Source organism: Pseudomonas arcuscaelestis (assembly GCF_016881005.1).
Taxonomy (GTDB): Bacteria; Pseudomonadota; Gammaproteobacteria; order Pseudomonadales; family Pseudomonadaceae; genus Aquipseudomonas; species Aquipseudomonas arcuscaelestis.
In genome coordinates, this window is record NZ_JACOPV010000018.1 from 123,084 (window position 1) to 141,497 (window position 18,414).

Consider the following 18,414-nt stretch of genomic DNA (forward strand, 5'->3'; position numbering starts at 1 on the left):
CTTGCCCCGCGATGCTTGTTCAAGGCCGGGCGTTGAAGTTGGCCTGCGCAGCAGCAGCCAGGTCTGGCGGCAGGAAGTCCTTGTCCGGGTTGTAGTCCGGTTTCAGGTAGCGGCTCAGATCCGTCAGGTCTTGCGGGCTCAAGGTCCCGGCAGCCTGTTTGAGGCGCAGATTGTCGAGGATGTAGTCATAGCGGGTGTTGTTGTAGTCGCGTACCGAGGTGTACAGCTGGCGCTGGGCATCGAGCACATCGACGATGTTGCGCGTACCGACCTGATAACCGATCTCGGTCGCTTCCAGGGCGCTCTGGTTGGAGATGATCGATTGCTTGCGCGCCTGTACCTGCTCGACGTCGGTGTTCACTGCGCGGTGCAGGTTGCGGGTGTTCTCCACCACCTGGCGACGCAGGCTTTCACGCTGTTGCTCGCTCTGGTTCAGGCGCTGATAGGCCTCGCGCACTTGCGAGCTGGTCAGGCCGCCGCTGTAGATCGGGATATTCAACTGCAGGCCGATAGTGGTCTGCTCCACATCACCCCGGTAATTCTGCCCGGTAAGGTTCGGGTTGGTGAAGCCGAGGTTGTCGTTGTCACCTTTCTGGTATTGGGCAACGGCATCGACGGTTGGCGCGTGGCCGGCCTTGCGCTGGCGCAGGGTTTCTTCGGCGGCGCTGACGGCGTAGTTGTTTGCCAACAGGTTGAGGTTCTGTTTGCCAGCCGTTTCGACCCAGGCCTTGGCGTCATTTGGCACCGGGACCTGTACAGGCAGGGTATGGCGGATGCCTTGAATCGAGGTGTAGTCGCGGTTGGTCAGGGTAATCAACGCCTCGAACGCATCGTCAACCTGACGTTGCGCCACGATCCGGTTGGCGCGGGCGGTGTCATAGCTGGCCTGGGACTGCAGCACGTCGGTCTTGTCGGAAAGGCCAACATCGAAGCGCTCGTTGGACTGGTCCAGCTGGCGTTTGAAGGCGGCTTCTTCTGCCTTGGTCGACGCCAGGTTGTCCTGGGCACGCAGGACCGAGAAATAATTATCGGCAGTTTGCAGGATCAGGTTCTGTTCAGTGGCTGAAAGCTCCAGCGCTGATTGTTCATTGATCGCTTCTGCAGCTTGCAGCTGGAACCAGCGATCGGCGCGGAAAATCGGCTGGGCCAGGGTCGCGGACCAGGAGTTGCCACTGCGACTCGAGGTAATCGACGGATCATCGATCTTGGTGCGGGTGTTCAACATTTCGGCACCGGCCGAAAGGTTCGGCAGCAGGCCGGCGCGGGCCTGAGGTACCACTTCCTTTTGCGCACCATAGTTGGCGCGGGCCGCGGCCAGATCGGCGTTGTTATCCACAGCTTCCTGGTAGACGCTGACCAGATCGGTTTTTGCCGACAGGGGCGGGTCTGCTGCCCAGGCCATTCCGTTGGTAGCACAAGACACGGCAAGGGCCAGTGAAAGTTTGCGCAGCATAGGGCGATCCTTGAACAATTGAGTGTTTCTGAACCGGTGAGTGTAGATGCGCAGGCACTTTGCAACAATCCGCCAATTGCGCCATTTATCGTCAATGCGCTTGTACAGTTGGCTTTGCAGGCAAGAGCAGACTAGACTGGGGCCGTTCTTGTCGGGGTGCCTTGCGTTGAGGCTGAGATCGGATAATCCGGATCCCGTTGAACCTGATCAGGTTAGCGCCTGCGTAGGGAACAAGATTTCTCGCTTTCCCGGCGAGTCTCTTGTGTCAGGTCCGGGAATGTCGAGCCAGCCGTAAGTAGCTGCAGGCATCTCCGTACATGGCACAGCACCGGTCCAAGGTGCGTCCGTGCTTTTTCAGGTTCTTCTCCCGACATTCCACCGCTAGGAAGCTGTCTGGAGAGCCTGTGATGAGCAAACAAGAAAAAAAAATTACCAATCTGAGTGAATCGGCCCAGGTCGATCAGCAGTCCGTTCAGCCATTCACCCGTTCGCGCAAAATCTATGTCGAAGGCTCGCGCCCAGACATCCAGGTGCCTATGCGTGAAATCAGCCTGGACGACACGCCGACCGACTTCGGTGGTGAAGTCAACGCCCCGGTGCTGGTCTACGACACTTCCGGTCCCTACACCGACCCTAATGTCATTATCGATGTGCGCAAAGGCCTGGGCGACGTGCGTTCGGCCTGGATCGACGCCCGTGGTGACACTGAGCGCCTGCAAGGGCTGTCATCCAACTTTGGCCAGCAACGCCTGGTCGATGCCGAGCTGACCAAGCTGCGCTTTGCCCATGTGCGCAATCCGCGTCGGGCCAAGACTGGCGCCAACGTCAGCCAAATGCATTATGCCCGCCAGGGCATCATTACCGCCGAGATGGAATACGTCGCCATCCGCGAGAACATGAAGCTGCAGGAAGCTCGCGCTGCCGGTCTGCTCAAGCAGCAACACCCAGGCCATAGCTTCGGTGCCAGCATTCCCAAGGAAATCACCGCCGAATTCGTCCGTGAAGAGATCGCACGTGGCCGCGCGATCATTCCGGCCAACATCAACCACGTTGAACTGGAGCCGATGATCATCGGCCGCAACTTCCTGGTGAAGATCAACGGCAACATCGGCAACAGCGCCCTGGGCTCGTCCATCGAAGAAGAAGTGGCCAAGTTGACCTGGGGTATTCGCTGGGGCTCGGACACGGTCATGGACTTGTCCACCGGCAAGCACATTCATGAAACGCGTGAATGGATCATCCGCAACTCGCCCGTACCCATCGGTACCGTGCCGATCTACCAGGCGCTGGAGAAGGTCAACGGCGTGGCCGAAGACCTGACCTGGGAATTGTTCCGCGATACCTTGATCGAGCAGGCCGAGCAGGGCGTCGACTACTTCACCATTCACGCCGGCGTGCTACTGCGCTATGTACCGCTGACCGCCAAGCGCGTGACCGGTATTGTCAGCCGTGGCGGCTCGATCATGGCCAAGTGGTGCCTGGCGCATCACCAGGAGAACTTCCTCTATACCCATTTCGACGAAATCTGCGAAATCATGAAGGCCTACGACGTCAGCTTCTCGTTGGGCGATGGCCTGCGTCCGGGTTCGATTGCCGATGCCAACGACGAAGCGCAGTTCGGCGAGCTGGAGACACTTGGCGAGTTGACCAAGATTGCCTGGAAGCATGATGTTCAGTGCATGATCGAAGGCCCTGGGCATGTCCCCATGCAGTTGATCAAGGAGAACATGGACAAGCAGCTCGAATGCTGCGACGAAGCACCGTTCTACACCCTTGGCCCGCTGACCACCGACATCGCCCCAGGTTACGACCACATTACCTCCGGTATCGGCGCGGCGATGATTGGTTGGTTTGGTTGCGCCATGCTCTGCTACGTGACGCCAAAGGAACACCTGGGCCTGCCGAACAAGGATGACGTCAAGACCGGGATCATCACCTACAAGATCGCCGCCCACGCCGCTGACCTTGCCAAGGGGCACCCAGGCGCGCAGATCCGTGACAATGCCTTGTCCAAGGCGCGCTTCGAGTTCCGCTGGGAAGACCAGTTCAACCTCGGCCTGGACCCGGACACCGCCCGTTCTTTCCATGACGAGACCCTGCCCAAGGACTCGGCCAAGGTCGCGCACTTCTGCTCCATGTGCGGACCGAAGTTCTGCTCGATGAAAATCACTCAGGAGGTACGTGAGTACGCGGCCAACCAACGCATTGATGCGGTGGATGTCGCGGTCGAGGACGGCATGCGCGAGCAGGCCGAGCGATTCCGCCAGGAAGGCAGCCAGCTGTACAAAAAAGTTTAACCGCAGCGCGGGCAAGTCGATCTGGCTTGCCCGCGCTAGGGCCCCTAAGAACAAAAACCTCCCTGTCGAGATTCCCTTGTGAGCACACCGAGTCAGTTTTCTCCCGATTATCCGGTCACCGACCAGCAGCGCGTGCTAAGCGGTCGTGACCTCTGTTCCCTATGGTTCTCCCTGGGTATAGGCTTGATGGTCTTGCAAACCGGCGCCTTGCTCGGCCCAGGCCTGGGTTTGGCCAACGCCGTGCTGGCGATCATCCTTGGCACGTGCGTAGGTGTTCTGCTGCTGGCGGCGGTTGGCGTCATCGGCAGTGATACCGGACTTTCCTCCATGGCTGCCCTGCGCCGCAGCCTCGGCCGCGATGGTGCACGGCTGCCCGCATTGCTGAACCTGATGCAACTGATTGGTTGGGGTTCATTCGAAATTATCGTCATGCGCGATGCCGCCAGCCTGTTGGGCGCTCGCGCCTTCGGCGAGGGCAGCGCCCTGACCAACCCAATGCTATGGACCTTGTGCTTTGGCGCCTTGGCCACCGCACTGGCCGTCAGCGGTCCGCTGACCTTCGTGCGCAAAATTCTGCGCAAGTGGGGCATCTGGCTGTTGCTGGGTGCGTGCTTGTGGCTGACCTGGAATCTATTTGCCAAGGCCGACCTCGGCGCCTTGTGGGCGCGTGCCGGCGACGGTTCGATGTCGCTGGCAGTGGGTATCGACATCGCGATCGCCATGCCGTTGTCGTGGTTGCCATTGATTGCCGACTACTCACGCTTCGCCCGCCAAGGCAGTCGGGTTTTCCTGGGGACTGCGCTGGGCTACCTGCTGGGCAACGTCTGGATGATGAGCCTGGGTGTGGCGTATACCTTGGCGTTCGCGCCTGCCGGTGAGGTCAACACCTTGCTGCTGGCACTGGCGGGCGCGGGCATTGGTATTCCGCTACTGCTGATTCTGCTCGATGAGTCGGAAAAAGCCTTTGCCGATATTCACTCGGCGGCAGTCTCCACCGGCTTGCTGGTGCGCTTGAAAGTCGAGCACCTGGCGTTGGTGATTGGCGTGTTGTGTACCTTGATCGCGTGTTTTGCACCGTTGGCCCAGTACCAGAACTTCCTGCTGCTGATCGGTTCGGTGTTCGCCCCGCTGTTCGGTGTGGTGCTGGTTGACCACTTTGTGGTGCGCCGCCGGCGTAGCGACGATGCTCCGATCCAAAGCCTACATTGGCGAGCCTTGGTGGCCTGGGCGTGCGGCGTAGCGACGTATCACCTGCTGGCCCACTATGCGGCTGATGTGGGCTCAACCCTGCCTGCGTTACTGCTGGCAGGGTTTGTTTATTGGGCGGCAGCGCCGTCCGTCAGCCGCGACCGGGAAACAACTCCGGCTTGATCACACCGTTCAGGCGCGGGTAGGGGATTTTAAGTTCGATGTGGCCCATGGAATACGGGGCGATGGCATACACTTCGTACTTGAGCACTACCGCGCCATAGGTAAGGGCGATGTGCGGCGTCTGCTGGAATGGCCAGGTTTTGACGAACTCGGCGTCCTTGTCCATGCCGGTGCTGATCAGCCAGGCTTTGTGAGCTTCCTGGGCGGTTTTCCAGAATGTTTCTTCCTGGCCCGGTACCAGCATGTCCTGGAGTGTCAGCACTTTGTCCTGCTGGCGTGAATAGTTGATAAAGCCGCGGCCGGGCATGCCGTGTGCGCCTCCGGTGTCCAGGTAGCTGGACAGCTCGATGATCACCAGGCCGTCATGCTGCTCGCGTACCTTGGCTTGCAGGTAGCTGCTGTTGCGCGTGTCGGCAGTGGCCATGAATTGATCTTCATAGGCCTTGAGCGAAGCGGGCAGGGCACTGTTGTCATTATCCTGGGTCATCTGTAGCAGGCGCTTCTCGACAATCGCATCCAGTTTCGGATTGGCCGGGAAATGAATGGTGTCGATATTGACCAATGGACAGTCGGCAGTGTTGCAACCGGGCTTGATGTGCTCCCAACGGTCGCGCTTGACCTCCAGTGGCGTGCGCATGTTCGGCTGGAACAGGCTTTGACAAGCGCCCAGGGCCAAGGCCAGCACGGCCACGGTAGTCAGTTTCACAAGCGTCATGATGATCCTTGTAAGGCAAAGGTGATCGGGCTTGGACCGTCGGCAGGGCCTTCAGTTCGCCACTAAGCTGAATATCAGCAGGCTGCCTATCCTCGCAGTCCGGGCGGCAACTTGAAAGGGGTGAAACGCGGCGGTGCGCAGGTTAGGATGGCGCGAAGCGGTACACGAAGTATTAAAGGATTCTTATGTCAGACACATCGAACACTGTGCCCAGGGACGTCGAAATCGTCGAGCGGGTCAACTGTTTCAAGGGCTTCTATCAGCTCGACCGGGTACGCCTGCGCCATGAGCTGTTTGCCGGTGGCATGGGGCGTGAGATCAGTCGCGAACTGTTCGTGCGCCACGACGCAGTGTGTGTGCTGCCCTACGACGCCCAGCGCGATGAAGTGGTGCTGATCGAGCAGTTTCGTGTCGGGGCCATGGGCAAGGTCGCTAACCCCTGGTTGATCGAACTGGTCGCCGGTCTGATCGACAAAGATGAACAGCCGGAAGAAGTTGCACACCGCGAAGCGCAGGAGGAAGCTGGTCTTGTGTTCAAGGCGCTGTGGCCGATGACGCGGTATTTCCCGTCACCTGGCGGTAGCGATGAGTTGGTACATTTGTATCTCGGTCAGTGCAGTAGTCTTGGGGCCGGCGGCCTGCACGGGCTGGAGGAAGAAGGTGAAGATATTCGCGTCAAGGTCTGGGCGTTCGAAGACGCCATGCAGGCCGTGCGCGATGGGCTGATTGCCAACGCAGCAAGCATTATTGCCTTGCAGTGGCTGGCCTTGAACCGGGATGAAGTCAGGGGGCTATGGTCGTGAATCTGTTGCGCGAACGCTACCGGGTCGATCTGGTCGGGTTGCAGGCTGCCTGCGAGGCCAACTATGCGCGTTTGATGCGCCTGTTGCCGGACATGCGCAGCACCATGAGTTCGCGCCGCATCGGTATGACCCAGGGTGACCAGATGCTTGGCGTGCTGGTGCTCGATGTAGTCTTTGCCTGTCCGTACACCACCACCTTGCGCGTGCGCCAGGAACACAGCCTGCCGTGGCTGCCGGTGCCGCAACTGGAAGTGCAGGTGTACCACGATGCACGCATGGCCGAAGTGGTCAGCGCCGAGCACGCCCGGCGCTTTCGCAGTGTCTACCCCTATCCAAACGCTGCAATGCACCAGCCGGATGAAAAAGCTCAACTCAACCTGTTCCTCGGGGAGTGGCTCAGTCATTGCCTGGCCTGCGGGCATGAGTTGGCAGTTGTTCGCTGAAATGTGACGGCTGTCGTTCTCGAGTATTTGCGCAAGCGCAGCTAGCGGCCATAATCGCGCTGAATCCGTTCGAGGAGTCGGCCCTTGCCGCAACAATCTATTGCGCCTGTTAATGCGCCTGTGCACCTGGTGCAACTGACTGACAGCCATCTGTTTGCCGATGCGCAAGCAACGCTACTGGGTATGAACACCCGCGAGAGCCTGCAGCGGGTGATCGACAAAGTGCGTGAAGAACAGCCGCGAATCGATGCGGTACTGGCAACTGGCGACCTGTCCCAGGATGGATCTGAAGCGTCCTACGCATACTTTCGTGACCTGACTGCAAGCCTCAAGGCGCCATCCCGATGGTTGGCTGGCAACCACGATGAGCCCATGTCCATGGAGCGAGCTGCTCACGGCACCGATGTGCTCGAGCCAATCATGGATATCGGCAATTGGCGCATCTTGATGCTCAATTCGGCGATATCAGGCGCGGTGCCGGGTGTGCTCGATGCCAGCCAGTTGCAATTGCTCGAGCAATCATTGCAAGCCGCGCCGCAGCGGCATCACCTTATTTGCTTCCATCATCAGCCAGTGCCGATCGGCTGCGCCTGGATGGCGCCGATTGGTTTGCGCAATGCCGATACCCTGTTTGCCCTGCTCAAGCGTTATCCACAGGCGCGGGCTTTGCTCTGGGGGCATATTCACCAGGAGTGGGACCAAATGCGCGACGGCGTGCGCTTGCTGGCGTCGCCCTCGACCTGCATTCAGTTCGAGCCGAACAGCGAAGACTTCAAGGTCGGCGAGCAGGCGCCGGGCTATCGCTGGCTGCGCCTGCATGCCGATGGCCAGATCGAGACCGGCGTATCGCGCATCACCGACTTCAAGTTCACTATCGATCACGCCGATGGCTATTAAGTGTTGCTGAATGGGTGAATTCGCTCCATCTGCTGTCGAACAGGCTAAAATGCGCGCTTTCGCGCCTGGCGGTGCCAGGTAAATCAAGCGTATTGGGGGCGGCATGGCAGGTTCGATTCTCTATATTCACGGGTTCAACAGCGCGCCTTCGTCGAAGAAGGCCTGCCAATTGGTCGCGGTGATGGAGCAGATAGGCCTTGCTGAACAGCTGCGTGTACCCGCGTTGCATCACCATCCTCGCCAGGCCATGGCCCAGCTCGAAGCCGCACTGGCCGAGCTCGAATCGCCATTACTGGTCGGCAGCTCGCTTGGCGGCTACTATGCCACCCACCTGGCAGAGCGCTTCGGACTCAAGGCGTTGCTGGTCAACCCAGCGGTAAATCCGCACCAGATGTTCGATGGTTACCTGGGAACCCAGCAAAACCACTACACCGGTGAAACCTGGGAGTTGACCGAAGACCACGTGCAGGCCCTGGCCGAGCTTGAAGTAGCGCCACCTGCAGATGCCGGTCGCTATCAGGTCTGGCTGCAAACCGCCGATGAGACCCTCGACTATCGCCGGGCCGAGCAGTTCTACCGGGCCTGTGCCTTGCGCATCCAGGCCGGCGGCGATCATAGCTTCCAGGGCTTCGCTGAGCGCTTGCCGGCGTTGTTGAGCTTCGCTGGTATTGCCCCGCAGCAGTATCAATCGCTCGATTTTTCTGTATTTTGATGATTTATTTTCACCCACGACTGACGACGAGAACCCATGGCCATTCCCAGCGCTAGCGCCTATAACGCAGACGCCATCGAAGTCCTCTCGGGCCTTGACCCGGTGCGCAAGCGCCCGGGCATGTACACCGACACCAGCCGACCGAACCACCTGGCCCAGGAAGTCATCGACAACAGCGTCGACGAAGCCCTGGCAGGACACGCCAAGTCGGTACAGGTGATTCTTCACGCCGACCACTCGCTGGAAGTCTCCGATGACGGTCGCGGCATGCCGGTGGACATCCATCCTGAAGAGGGTGTGTCCGGGGTTGAACTGATCCTTACCAAGCTGCACGCCGGCGGCAAGTTCTCCAACAAGAACTACCAGTTCTCCGGTGGTCTGCACGGCGTTGGTATTTCTGTGGTCAACGCCTTGTCCAACCAGGTGCGGGTCAAGGTCAAGCGTGATGGCAACGAGTACCAGATGACGTTCGCCGACGGCTACAAGGCCAGCGAGCTGGAAGTGGTCGGCACCGTTGGCAAGCGCAACACTGGAACCAGCGTGTACTTCGCGCCAGACCCTAAGTATTTCGATTCGCCGAAGTTCTCCATCAGCCGCCTCAAGCATGTGCTCAAGGCCAAGGCAGTTCTGTGCCCGGGTCTGTTGGTCACGTTCGAGGACAAGGCCAGTGGCGAGAAAGTCGAGTGGCATTATGAAGACGGCCTGCGCTCCTACCTGGTCGACTCGGTCAGCGAGTTTCAACGTCTGCCGGACGAACCCTTCTGCGGCAGTCTGGCCGGTAACAAGGAAGCGGTCGACTGGGCCTTGTTGTGGCTACCAGAAGGCGGTGACAGCGTCCAGGAAAGCTACGTCAACCTGATTCCTACCGCCCAGGGCGGTACGCACGTCAACGGCTTGCGCCAAGGCCTGCTGGACGCCATGCGCGAGTTTTGCGAGTTCCGCAATCTGTTGCCGCGCGGCGTGAAGCTGGCGCCTGAAGACGTCTGGGAGCGCATCACCTTCGTGCTTTCGATGAAAATGCAGGAGCCGCAGTTCTCCGGACAAACCAAGGAGCGCTTGTCTTCCCGAGAGGCGGCAGCGTTCGTTTCCGGCGTGGTCAAGGATGCCTTCAGCCTCTGGCTCAATGCCCACCCTGAACTGGGTATGCAGTTGGCCGAGCTGGCTATCAGCAACGCAGGTCGTCGCCTCAAGGCCAGTAAAAAGGTCGAGCGCAAACGCGTTACCCAGGGGCCGGCACTGCCCGGCAAACTGGCTGACTGCGCCGGGCAAGACCCGATGCGTGCCGAGCTGTTTCTGGTCGAGGGTGACTCGGCCGGTGGATCGGCCAAGCAGGCGCGCGACAAGGAGTTCCAGGCAATCCTGCCTTTGCGCGGCAAGATCCTCAACACCTGGGAAGTCGATGGGGGTGAAGTTCTGGCCAGCCAGGAGGTGCATAACATTGCCGTGGCCATCGGCGTAGACCCAGGCGCCGCCGACATGAGCCAGTTGCGCTACGGCAAAATTTGCATTCTCGCCGACGCCGACTCCGACGGTTTGCACATTGCGACCTTGCTCTGTGCATTGTTCGTCCAGCATTTCCGCCCACTGGTGGAGGCCGGCCATGTATACGTGGCCATGCCGCCGCTCTACCGAATCGACCTGGGCAAGGAAATCTACTATGCCCTGGACGAAGCGGAACGTGATGGCATTCTCGATCGCCTGGTTGCCGAGAAGAAACGCGGCAAGCCACAGGTCACGCGATTCAAGGGCCTGGGTGAAATGAATCCGCCCCAACTGCGTGAAACCACCATGGACCCGAATACGCGCCGGCTGGTCCAACTGACCCTGGAAGATCTGGAAGGCACTCGGGAAATCATGGACATGCTCCTGGCCAAGAAGCGTGCAGGGGACCGCAAGAGCTGGCTGGAGTCCAAGGGTAACCTGGCTGAGGTACTGGCTTGATTCGGTACCTTCTGGCGGTAGGGCTCGGCGTTTTTGCTCTTTCATCGCAGGCTGCGCCCTGGCCGGAGCTCAAACTGTTGGCCGAGCATCCGGTGGAGGGCATGCGTGGCGGCAATCTGTCAGGCTTGGCTCTGTGCAAGGGTGAGCTGTGGACAGTGTCGGACCGTGATGATGACCTTTTGTACCGCCTCAATACCAAGGAGCAGATCTGGCAGGCCGAGTCGGTGCCTGTTGTAGCCCCGGCGGTCCCGGAAAGTGGCTTGCCCTGGGGGATTCGCTCGCGTACCTGGGTGGCCGGCAAAGTCCGGGGGGGCGACCTTGATTTCGAGGGCATCAGCTGTGACGCGGCAGGTAACCGCTACGTTGTCAGCGAGGCTCATGCTGCCGTGTTGCAGGTGCCGGTCGAGGGTGTACCCAACTGGTTGAAAATCGACCCGAGCATGGTGCGCCAGGCGCGGGCGAGCGGCATGCTTTTGCATTTCAACGCGTTGTTCGAAGGCATTGCGGTGAGCCCGGCCGGCGACCGTATCTGGCTGGCTGGCGAGCGAGAACGCCGCGGCCTGTTGCTGATCAATCGCCAGCAGACGGTATGGAATTGCGGTAATGGTTGTGTGTTGCTCAGTGAGGCCGGTGTCGAGATGCAGCCGCCGCAGATGCCGGCGCCACGAGCATTGCCACGTGATTTTGCCGATCTTGCGCTGTTCAACGACAAGCTGTTTACCCTGGAGCGTAACGCTCATCGTATCTGCCGTCGCGATGCAGCGACCGCCAAGGTCGAACGTTGCTGGTCTTATGCCCAAGACGCTTTGGCCGAACCGCGGCAGTACGCACAACCATTTGGATTGGCCGAGGCGCTGGTGATCGATGCCAACGGTGCCTGGATCGGCTTGGACAACAATGGTGCGACCCGCAATGATGGTGAGTCGAGGCCGATCGTTTGGCGCTTCGCCGCACCTGCGGGCGGCTGGAGTGCCAAGTTGTGAGCCAACCACCAGGCAAACGTGCTGGCAGAGTACTGCTGGTCCTGGCCTGGGCAGCCGGGTTGTTCCTGGCTACGCGCTTTTTTGGTGATTGGGAGCAGCGTCAGGCCAATCCCAATGCGCACGTGCGCTCCGAACATGGCGAGGGCTATATCGAAGTGCAACTGGCAGGCAATGGCCAGGGGCATTTTGTCGCCGATGGCCAGATCAATGGCCAGGCGGTACATTTTCTGCTCGATACCGGTGCAACCGATGTAGCAATTCCCGAGCGCCTGGCTGCCAAGCTTGCGCTGGAGCGCGGCGCCCCTGTAATGCTGAGTACCGCCAATGGCCGTACCCAAGGCTATCGCACCCGCCTGGAAACACTGCAATTGGGCGACATCCTGTTGCGCGATGTGCGCGCCCTGGTGGTTCCAGGATTGGATGGCGACCAGGTTTTACTGGGCATGAGTGCCCTGAAACAACTCGAATTTACCCAGCGTAGTGGCACCTTGCTGCTGCGCCAGAACCTGAAATGATGAGGCCCGCATGAGCGACTCCCTTGATCTCAGCCTCGATGGCGTAGAGCGCCGGTCACTGGCTGACTTCACCGAACAGGCCTACCTCAACTATTCCATGTACGTCATCATGGATCGTGCCTTGCCGCATATCGGCGACGGCCTGAAGCCGGTGCAGCGTCGTATTGTCTACGCCATGAGTGAGTTGGGCCTGGATGCAGACTCCAAGCACAAGAAGTCGGCCCGTACCGTGGGTGACGTGCTCGGCAAGTTTCACCCTCATGGTGACTCGGCGTGCTACGAGGCCATGGTGCTGATGGCGCAGCCCTTCAGCTACCGCTACACCCTGGTCGATGGTCAGGGTAACTGGGGTGCGCCAGACGATCCGAAGTCGTTCGCTGCCATGCGTTATACCGAGGCGCGGTTGTCGCGCTATTCCGAAGTGCTGCTCAGTGAACTTGGCCAGGGTACGGCCGACTGGGTGCCGAACTTTGACGGTACGCTGGATGAGCCGTCGGTGTTGCCGGCACGGTTGCCGAATATTCTGCTCAATGGTACTACGGGTATTGCCGTCGGCATGGCGACCGATGTGCCACCGCACAACCTGCGCGAAGTCGCCAGCGCCTGCGTGCGCTTGCTGGATGAACCCAAGGCTACCGTTGAACAGCTGTGTGAGCATATCCAGGGACCGGACTATCCGACCGAAGCGGAAATCATCACCCCGCGCGCCGAACTGCTGAAAATCTACCAGACCGGCCGTGGCTCGGTGCGTATGCGCGCGGTTTATCGGATCGAAGACGGTGATATTGTCGTCACTGCGTTGCCGCATCAGGTTTCCGGGGCCAAGGTGCTGGAGCAGATCGCCGCACAGATGCAGGCCAAGAAGCTGCCGATGGTGGCTGACCTGCGCGATGAATCGGATCACGAAAACCCATGCCGCATCGTGATCATCGCTCGCTCCAACCGTATCGACCTCGACGAGCTGATGCAGCATCTGTTCGCGACAACCGATCTTGAGTCCAGTTACCGCGTCAACGTTAACATCATTGGTCTGGATGGCCGCCCGCAGTTGAAAAACCTGCGCGCGCTGCTGGTCGAATGGCTTGAGTTCCGCGTGCAAACCGTGCGCCGGCGCCTGCAGTTCCGCCTTGATAAGGTCGAGCGCCGCCTGCACCTGCTCGAAGGTTTGCTGGTTGCCTTCCTCAACCTGGATGAAGTGATCCACATCATCCGCACTGAAGAGCACCCAAAAGCCGCGTTGATTGCCCGCTTCGACCTGACCGAAACCCAGGCCGAATACATCCTCGAGACCCGTCTGCGCCAGTTGGCCCGACTGGAAGAGATGAAAATTCGCAACGAACAGGATGAACTGGCCAAGGAACAAGCCAAGTTGGTCGCGCTGCTGGGTAGCGAAACCAAGTTGCGCAAGCTGGTGCGCGCTGAACTGATCAAAGACGCTGAGACCTACGGCGACGACCGCCGCTCGCCCATTATTGAGCGCGCGGAAGCCAAGGCCCTGTCTGAAAACGAGTTGATGCCCACCGAGCCGGTAACGGTGGTGCTGTCGGAAAAAGGCTGGGTGCGCTGCGCCAAGGGCCATGATATCGATGCTACGGGCCTGTCCTACAAGGCCGGTGACGGTTTTAAAACCGCCGCTGCCGGACGCTCCAATCAGTTTGCCGTGTTCATCGACTCCACCGGACGCAGCTATTCGCTTGCCGCGCATACCTTGCCTTCGGCGCGAGGTCAGGGCGAACCACTGACCGGGCGCCTCACGCCGCCACCAGGCGCAGGCTTCGAATGTGTGCTGTTGCCAGAGGACGACGCGTTGTATGTAATCGCCTCCGACGCCGGCTATGGCTTTGTGGTCAAGGGTGAAGACCTGCAGGCCAAGAACAAGGCTGGCAAGGCTTTACTGAGCCTGCCGAACGGCGCCAAGGTCATCGCGCCTCGACCAGTGGCTGATCGCGAGCATAACTGGCTGGCAGCGGTGACAACCGAGGGTCGCCTGTTGATCTTCAAAGTCAGTGACTTGCCGCAGTTGGGCAAAGGCAAAGGCAATAAGATCATCGGAATCCCCGGGGATCGGGTCGCCAGTCGTGAGGAATACGTCACTGACCTGGCAGTTATCGCCGATGGCGCCACCCTTGTGTTACAGGCAGGTAAGCGTACGCTGTCTTTGAAGGCCGATGACCTCGAACATTACAAAGGGGAACGCGGCCGTCGAGGGAACAAACTCCCGCGTGGCTTCCAGCGTGTCGATGCACTGTTGGTCGAAAACCTCGGATAAGCCGAGTTAGGGCCCCCGAATCGGCTTTTTCGCGCCCGTTCGGGTTTTAAACACTGGAGTCGTACTGCTATTTCGCGGATGATAGGCCCCTTGCGGTACCAGCGTGGCTGTGTATCCAACTGAATCTACATGAGTATCATTGCGGTGTGCCTTGTGGCGGCCGCCTGGATGGGATGATGAAATTTCTGCGTCTTCCGTTGGTTCTACTTTGCGGCGTACTCGGTCTGGCTGGTTGCAGCATGCACCAACCCGTTTCCCTGTATCAGCTCGACAGCGGTGAACCTGGCCAACCTGCGCAAAGCGCGGGTATGGCTGTTGTGCTCGGCCCGGTGTCGGTGGCCGACTACCTGCAGCGTGAAACGTTGCTGCAACGTCAGTCCGACGGTAGCCTGACGGCAGCCACTGAAGGCCGCTGGGCTGGCAGCTTGTCGGCAGATATCGATCAGTTGCTGGTACGTCAGCTAGCCTGGCGCCTAGATAGCCAGCGCGTGGTGCTGGCACCTGGCAATACCGGTTTCACACCTGATGTGCAGGTCTTGCTGTCGATCACTCGCCTGGACTCCGGCGCAAATCAGCCAGCGGTCCTCGACGCCCAATGGCGTTTGCTCGATCGTCGTGGCCAGGTTCGCGACAACCGCATCGTGCACCTTGAGCAACAGCACCAAGGCAGCACCGCCGCCCAGGTTCAAGCCCAGGGGCAGTTGTTGCAAAAGCTTGCCGAGCAATTGAGCATCGCCCTCAAACCTTTGGCCAATCAACCGCCCATCGTTGAAGAAACACCGAAGAAAGCTGCACCGGTGCAAGTACGTAAAGAGCCGGAAAAGTCGAAGATTCCATTGGCGACACCTATCCGTACTGATCTGGAAGTGTTCCGCTTCTAACCAGACAGGCACAAAAAAGCCCGCAGCGATGCGGGCTTTTTTGTGCCTGTCGTTCTGGAGTGCTAGATCAGTGCTGGCGCAGATCACTACCACTCACAGCAAACTACTCCGGCAGCTCAGCTCTTGACCCGGCGCTCGTGCATCCGAGCCAGCTGACGTTCCAGCATTGACGGGTAGGGCTCCATCAGGCGCTCCACACAGGACGCACCTTCGGGGCTGGCAATCGGACGAATGCGTGCACGCTGGCGGATCAAGGTGTCTTCGCTGATCTTGCGCTCGACCAACAGCAGGTTACGGCTGTGTTGCGACAGCGCCAGGGCATCCTGGGCTTTCTCGGTCAGCAGCAGGTCAATCTGACTCAGGCCGTGCAGGTCTTCACCCAGGGCCAGGCCCAACTGCAGTTGCAAGGTAATACCGCTGTCGGCTACCTCGATCTGCAAGGCATGGCCCAAGGCGCGCAGCAGTTCACCACAGCAAATGGCGTTGGTGAGGTAGTCCTCGCCGCTGTCCTGGCTGTGGAACAGCATCAGGGTGCTGCCGTCGTTCAGGGTGTGCACTTCGCTTTCATACAGCGATGCGGCCTGGTCCAGGCAGTCGCGATAGCGCTCCAGCAGTTCGGTCAGGCGCGCGCGTGGCAAACGGCGCAGTTGTTCCTGGGAGCCCAACTGTACCGCCAGTACCGCACTGGCTTGTGGCTCGCTATTGACCGCTTGTGGGGCGGGGCGCGGGGCACTGTGTTCCTGATCATCGATCAGGTCGGCGAATGCATCATCATCTTCGTCATGGTCGGCAATGACGGGTTTGCTGACTTTGCTCACCGCGGGCGCTTCGTCAAAGCTTGGGTCGCGCAGGTTGCGAACTTCGAACTCGGGTTCGTCCTCATCCAGTTCTTCAGGCTCAGGGTCCACTTCGCGCGGCGGCGGCGCAAGTCGGCTGTGCAGTTGGCGAGCGAGGTCGCCGATCTCATCCTGGCGTTCAGTGGCCGGGGTGAACTCATTGACGTCCCGCAGCCACACGCGCAGTTGCAACAGCGGCGTGGAGATGAAGCGTCCAAGGCGCAGGCTCATGGCCAGCGCCAAGGCCAGGAGGATACCGGCAAGAATACCCATGCTCTGCAAGCTGATCGTCAGCGGTTGCTGGAACTGGTCCATGTCCAGGCTGATGCGAAGTTGCCCTGCGGTCACGTCCTGGAAGGTGATCTTGGTCTGGTAGAGCCCTTCGGCCTCACCCAGCAGACTGTTCTTCGGACGCTGACCCGCTTCGGCGAGGATGCGGTTATCAACGCTGTAGATTGCCGCATGGGCCACCAGCGGGTTTTTCACCAGGTTCCCCAGCAGCACATTGAGACTGAGGATGTCGTTGGACACCAGCAGCTCGGTTGCCGAGGTTGCGGTCTGTGTGGTCAGGCTCTGCCCCAAGGCGTCGGCCTGGTCATGCATGGCCTGCTTGAACTGCAAACCCATCACGCAGGCATAGATCACCAGTGCCAGTGCTACCAGCAGCACGTTGTGGCAGGCGATGCGCAGCGCAAGCGGCACACGACGTTGGCGCAGGGCATGAAAAATCAGCAGGAAGAAGTTGTCGGTTTTAACGGGCGTAGGCCGGTTCACAGAGCGCGGCTCTTTATGTCGGAGAAGTTGCTGCGCAGTATAGCGAGCGCTCAGGGGCCGGCAAAGCATCGGCTGCGCCCGATGGTCAGCGAAAATCGGTAGAATGTGCTTTTTTCCATGTGTCGGAGCCCGTTTTGCGCGAAATCGTTCTGATTAACATCACTGGGGAAGACCGTCCGGGTCTTACTGCGGCCATCACCGGCGTTCTGGCCCAGGGTGGTGTGAACATCCTCGACATCGGTCAGGCGGTGATCCATGACACCCTGTCCTTTGGCATCCTGGTGGAAATTCCAGATACCGAGAAGGCTTCCTCGGTGCTGAAGAATATTCTGTTTGCGGGCTACGAACTCGATCAACAGGTGCGTTTCACCCCGGTTTCCGAAGCCGACTACCAGAACTGGGTCGAAGGGCAGGGCAAGGCTCGCCATATCGTGACCTTGCTTACCCGCAAGGTTACGGCTGAGCAACTGCAGCGAGTCAGCTCGATCACGGCCAAGTATGGGCTGAACATTGATCATATCGATCGGCTTTCCGGTCGCGTGGCCTTGGATACGCCGGTTGAGCAGGGCAAGGGTTGCATCGAGTTTTCCGTGCGCGGTGAACCGGCCGATCCGCAGGCTATGCGCGCCGAGTTCCTCAGCGTGGCCCAGGAACTCAATGTCGATATCGCCTTCCAGCAGGATTCGCTGTTCCGTCGTAATCGACGCCTGGCGGTGTTCGACATGGACTCGACGCTGATTGAAGCGGAAGTCATCGACGAGCTGGCCAAGGCCGCCGGTGTGGGCGAGCAAGTATCGGAAATTACCGAGCGAGCCATGCGTGGAGAGCTGGATTTTCGTGCCAGCTTCAAGGAACGTCTGGCCTTGCTCAAAGGACTGGATGTTGGCGTGCTCGACGAGATCGGCGCATCGCTGCGCTTGACCGAAGGCGCCGAAACTTTGTTCGCCGAGCTCAAGCGTCTCGGCTACAAGACGGCGATTCTGTCGGGTGGCTTCACGTATTTCGCCAAGCAACTGCAGGCCAAGCTGGGTATCGACTATGTCTTTGCCAACGAGCTGGAAGTCGTTGACGGCAAGGTTACCGGCGTTGCTGTCGAGCCGATTGTCGATGCCCAGCGCAAGGCCGACCTGCTCGGCGAGCTGGCGCTCAAGGAAGGCCTGCAGATGGAGCAGACTATTGCCGTAGGTGATGGTGCCAATGACCTGCCGATGCTGGCGATTGCCGGCCTGGGCGTTGCCTTCCGGGCCAAGCCGCTGGTCAAACAGTCGGCCAAGCAGGCGATTTCGACCTTGGGTCTGGATGGGGTGTTGTATCTGCTCGGCTTCCGCGATCGCGATGGTCGCGGCTGAGTTCGCACAATGAAAAAGCCCGCATCGCTGCGGGCTTTTTCAGTTTCAGTGTCCCGTCCTGAATAAGGTTTACACCTCCCATCCCGAATTTCCGGAGAGTCAGATGGAGCAAGGTGTAAAGCGCACACAGCGTGATTACTCACTGTCTTTTAAATTGGCGGTGGTTGATCAGATT

General features: G+C 59.7%; 15 protein-coding genes and 1 riboswitch. Of the genes, 12 read left to right on the forward strand and 3 right to left on the reverse strand.

Going from position 1 to position 18,414, the window contains the following annotated elements; translation table 11 throughout:
• Positions 1 to 19: 19 nt before the first annotated feature.
• Positions 20 to 1,453 carry a TolC family outer membrane protein gene (locus H8F21_RS24825; protein WP_203478720.1) on the reverse strand — a complete coding sequence of 478 codons (1,434 nt, stop codon included), beginning with the start codon at positions 1,451 to 1,453 and terminating at the stop codon, positions 20 to 22.
• Positions 1,454 to 1,595: 142 nt separating this feature from the next.
• Positions 1,596 to 1,700, forward strand: a riboswitch (TPP riboswitch).
• Positions 1,701 to 1,860: 160 nt separating this feature from the next.
• On the opposite strand from H8F21_RS24825, the gene thiC reads away from it, so the two are divergent.
• The gene (gene thiC / locus H8F21_RS24830) at positions 1,861 to 3,750 is read left to right on the forward strand and encodes a phosphomethylpyrimidine synthase ThiC (RefSeq protein WP_203585535.1); all 1,890 of its coding nucleotides are present in this window, start codon (positions 1,861 to 1,863) and stop codon (positions 3,748 to 3,750) included.
• Between the two features lie 78 nt (positions 3,751 to 3,828).
• On the forward strand, positions 3,829 to 5,121 hold the full coding sequence (gene cytX / locus H8F21_RS24835; RefSeq protein WP_203478722.1) for a putative hydroxymethylpyrimidine transporter CytX: 1,293 nt from the start codon (positions 3,829 to 3,831) through the stop codon (positions 5,119 to 5,121).
• On the opposite strand, the gene H8F21_RS24840 is transcribed toward cytX, so the two are convergent.
• Positions 5,090 to 5,836: an RsiV family protein gene (locus H8F21_RS24840; protein ID WP_136478434.1), complete on the reverse strand. Its 747-nt coding sequence runs from the start codon at positions 5,834 to 5,836 to the stop codon at positions 5,090 to 5,092. The genes cytX and H8F21_RS24840 overlap by 32 nt on opposite strands.
• 185 nt (positions 5,837 to 6,021) lie before the next feature.
• Here H8F21_RS24840 and H8F21_RS24845 point away from each other — a divergent pair, with 185 nt between their 5' ends.
• The 9 genes from H8F21_RS24845 to H8F21_RS24885 all read left to right on the forward strand — a co-directional run bounded on the left by H8F21_RS24845 (position 6,022) and on the right by H8F21_RS24885 (position 15,280).
• Positions 6,022 to 6,639: an NUDIX domain-containing protein gene (locus tag H8F21_RS24845; protein WP_203478725.1), complete on the forward strand. Its 618-nt coding sequence runs from the start codon at positions 6,022 to 6,024 to the stop codon at positions 6,637 to 6,639.
• On the forward strand, positions 6,630 to 7,082 hold the full coding sequence (locus tag H8F21_RS24850) for a DUF1249 domain-containing protein (protein WP_203585536.1): 453 nt from the start codon (positions 6,630 to 6,632) through the stop codon (positions 7,080 to 7,082). The genes H8F21_RS24845 and H8F21_RS24850 overlap by 10 nt, the downstream gene beginning before the upstream one ends.
• 84 nt (positions 7,083 to 7,166) lie before the next feature.
• Entirely contained in the window at positions 7,167 to 7,979 is an 813-nt protein-coding gene (gene cpdA, locus H8F21_RS24855) for a 3',5'-cyclic-AMP phosphodiesterase (protein ID WP_211201973.1), read from the forward strand.
• Positions 7,980 to 8,082: 103 nt separating this feature from the next.
• A complete protein-coding gene (locus H8F21_RS24860; protein ID WP_203542823.1) occupies positions 8,083 to 8,691 on the forward strand; it encodes a YqiA/YcfP family alpha/beta fold hydrolase in 609 nt (202 codons plus the stop codon).
• A 36-nt stretch (positions 8,692 to 8,727) separates the two neighbouring features.
• The gene (gene parE / locus H8F21_RS24865; RefSeq protein ID WP_203478729.1) at positions 8,728 to 10,632 is read left to right on the forward strand and encodes a DNA topoisomerase IV subunit B; all 1,905 of its coding nucleotides are present in this window, start codon (positions 8,728 to 8,730) and stop codon (positions 10,630 to 10,632) included.
• Complete coding sequence (locus H8F21_RS24870; RefSeq protein WP_203585537.1) at positions 10,629 to 11,615, forward strand: esterase-like activity of phytase family protein; 987 nt, start codon at positions 10,629 to 10,631, stop codon at positions 11,613 to 11,615. Before parE ends, H8F21_RS24870 begins: the two co-directional genes overlap by 4 nt.
• Positions 11,612 to 12,130, forward strand: coding sequence for a retropepsin-like aspartic protease family protein (locus H8F21_RS24875; protein ID WP_203478731.1), 519 nt, complete (start codon positions 11,612 to 11,614; stop codon positions 12,128 to 12,130). The genes H8F21_RS24870 and H8F21_RS24875 overlap by 4 nt, the downstream gene beginning before the upstream one ends.
• Before the next feature lie 10 nt (positions 12,131 to 12,140).
• Complete coding sequence (gene parC / locus H8F21_RS24880; RefSeq protein WP_203478732.1) at positions 12,141 to 14,399, forward strand: DNA topoisomerase IV subunit A; 2,259 nt, start codon at positions 12,141 to 12,143, stop codon at positions 14,397 to 14,399.
• Positions 14,400 to 14,575: 176 nt separating this feature from the next.
• A complete protein-coding gene (locus H8F21_RS24885; protein WP_203478733.1) occupies positions 14,576 to 15,280 on the forward strand; it encodes a PqiC family protein in 705 nt (234 codons plus the stop codon).
• 116 nt (positions 15,281 to 15,396) lie between these two features.
• Here H8F21_RS24885 and H8F21_RS24890 read toward each other — a convergent pair whose 3' ends face one another.
• Positions 15,397 to 16,890, reverse strand: coding sequence for a histidine kinase (locus tag H8F21_RS24890; protein WP_203478734.1), 1,494 nt, complete (start codon positions 16,888 to 16,890; stop codon positions 15,397 to 15,399).
• 134 nt (positions 16,891 to 17,024) lie between these two features.
• On the opposite strand from H8F21_RS24890, the gene serB reads away from it, so the two are divergent.
• A complete protein-coding gene (serB, locus tag H8F21_RS24895; RefSeq protein WP_203478735.1) occupies positions 17,025 to 18,239 on the forward strand; it encodes a phosphoserine phosphatase SerB in 1,215 nt (404 codons plus the stop codon).
• The last annotated feature ends 175 nt before the right edge of the window (positions 18,240 to 18,414 follow it).

Coding starts and splice junctions, on each gene's coding strand:
- parE (WP_203478729.1), top strand. CDS start 8,728: ATGGCCATTCCCAGCGCTAGCGCCTATAACGCAGACGCCATCGAAGTC.
- thiC (WP_203585535.1), top strand. CDS start 1,861: ATGAGCAAACAAGAAAAAAAAATTACCAATCTGAGTGAATCGGCCCAG.
- H8F21_RS24845 (WP_203478725.1), top strand. CDS start 6,022: ATGTCAGACACATCGAACACTGTGCCCAGGGACGTCGAAATCGTCGAG.
- H8F21_RS24850 (WP_203585536.1), top strand. CDS start 6,630: ATGGTCGTGAATCTGTTGCGCGAACGCTACCGGGTCGATCTGGTCGGG.
- H8F21_RS24860 (WP_203542823.1), top strand. CDS start 8,083: ATGGCAGGTTCGATTCTCTATATTCACGGGTTCAACAGCGCGCCTTCG.
- H8F21_RS24885 (WP_203478733.1), top strand. CDS start 14,576: ATGAAATTTCTGCGTCTTCCGTTGGTTCTACTTTGCGGCGTACTCGGT.
- H8F21_RS24825 (WP_203478720.1), bottom strand. CDS start 1,453: ATGCTGCGCAAACTTTCACTGGCCCTTGCCGTGTCTTGTGCTACCAAC.
- parC (WP_203478732.1), top strand. CDS start 12,141: ATGAGCGACTCCCTTGATCTCAGCCTCGATGGCGTAGAGCGCCGGTCA.
- H8F21_RS24840 (WP_136478434.1), bottom strand. CDS start 5,836: ATGACGCTTGTGAAACTGACTACCGTGGCCGTGCTGGCCTTGGCCCTG.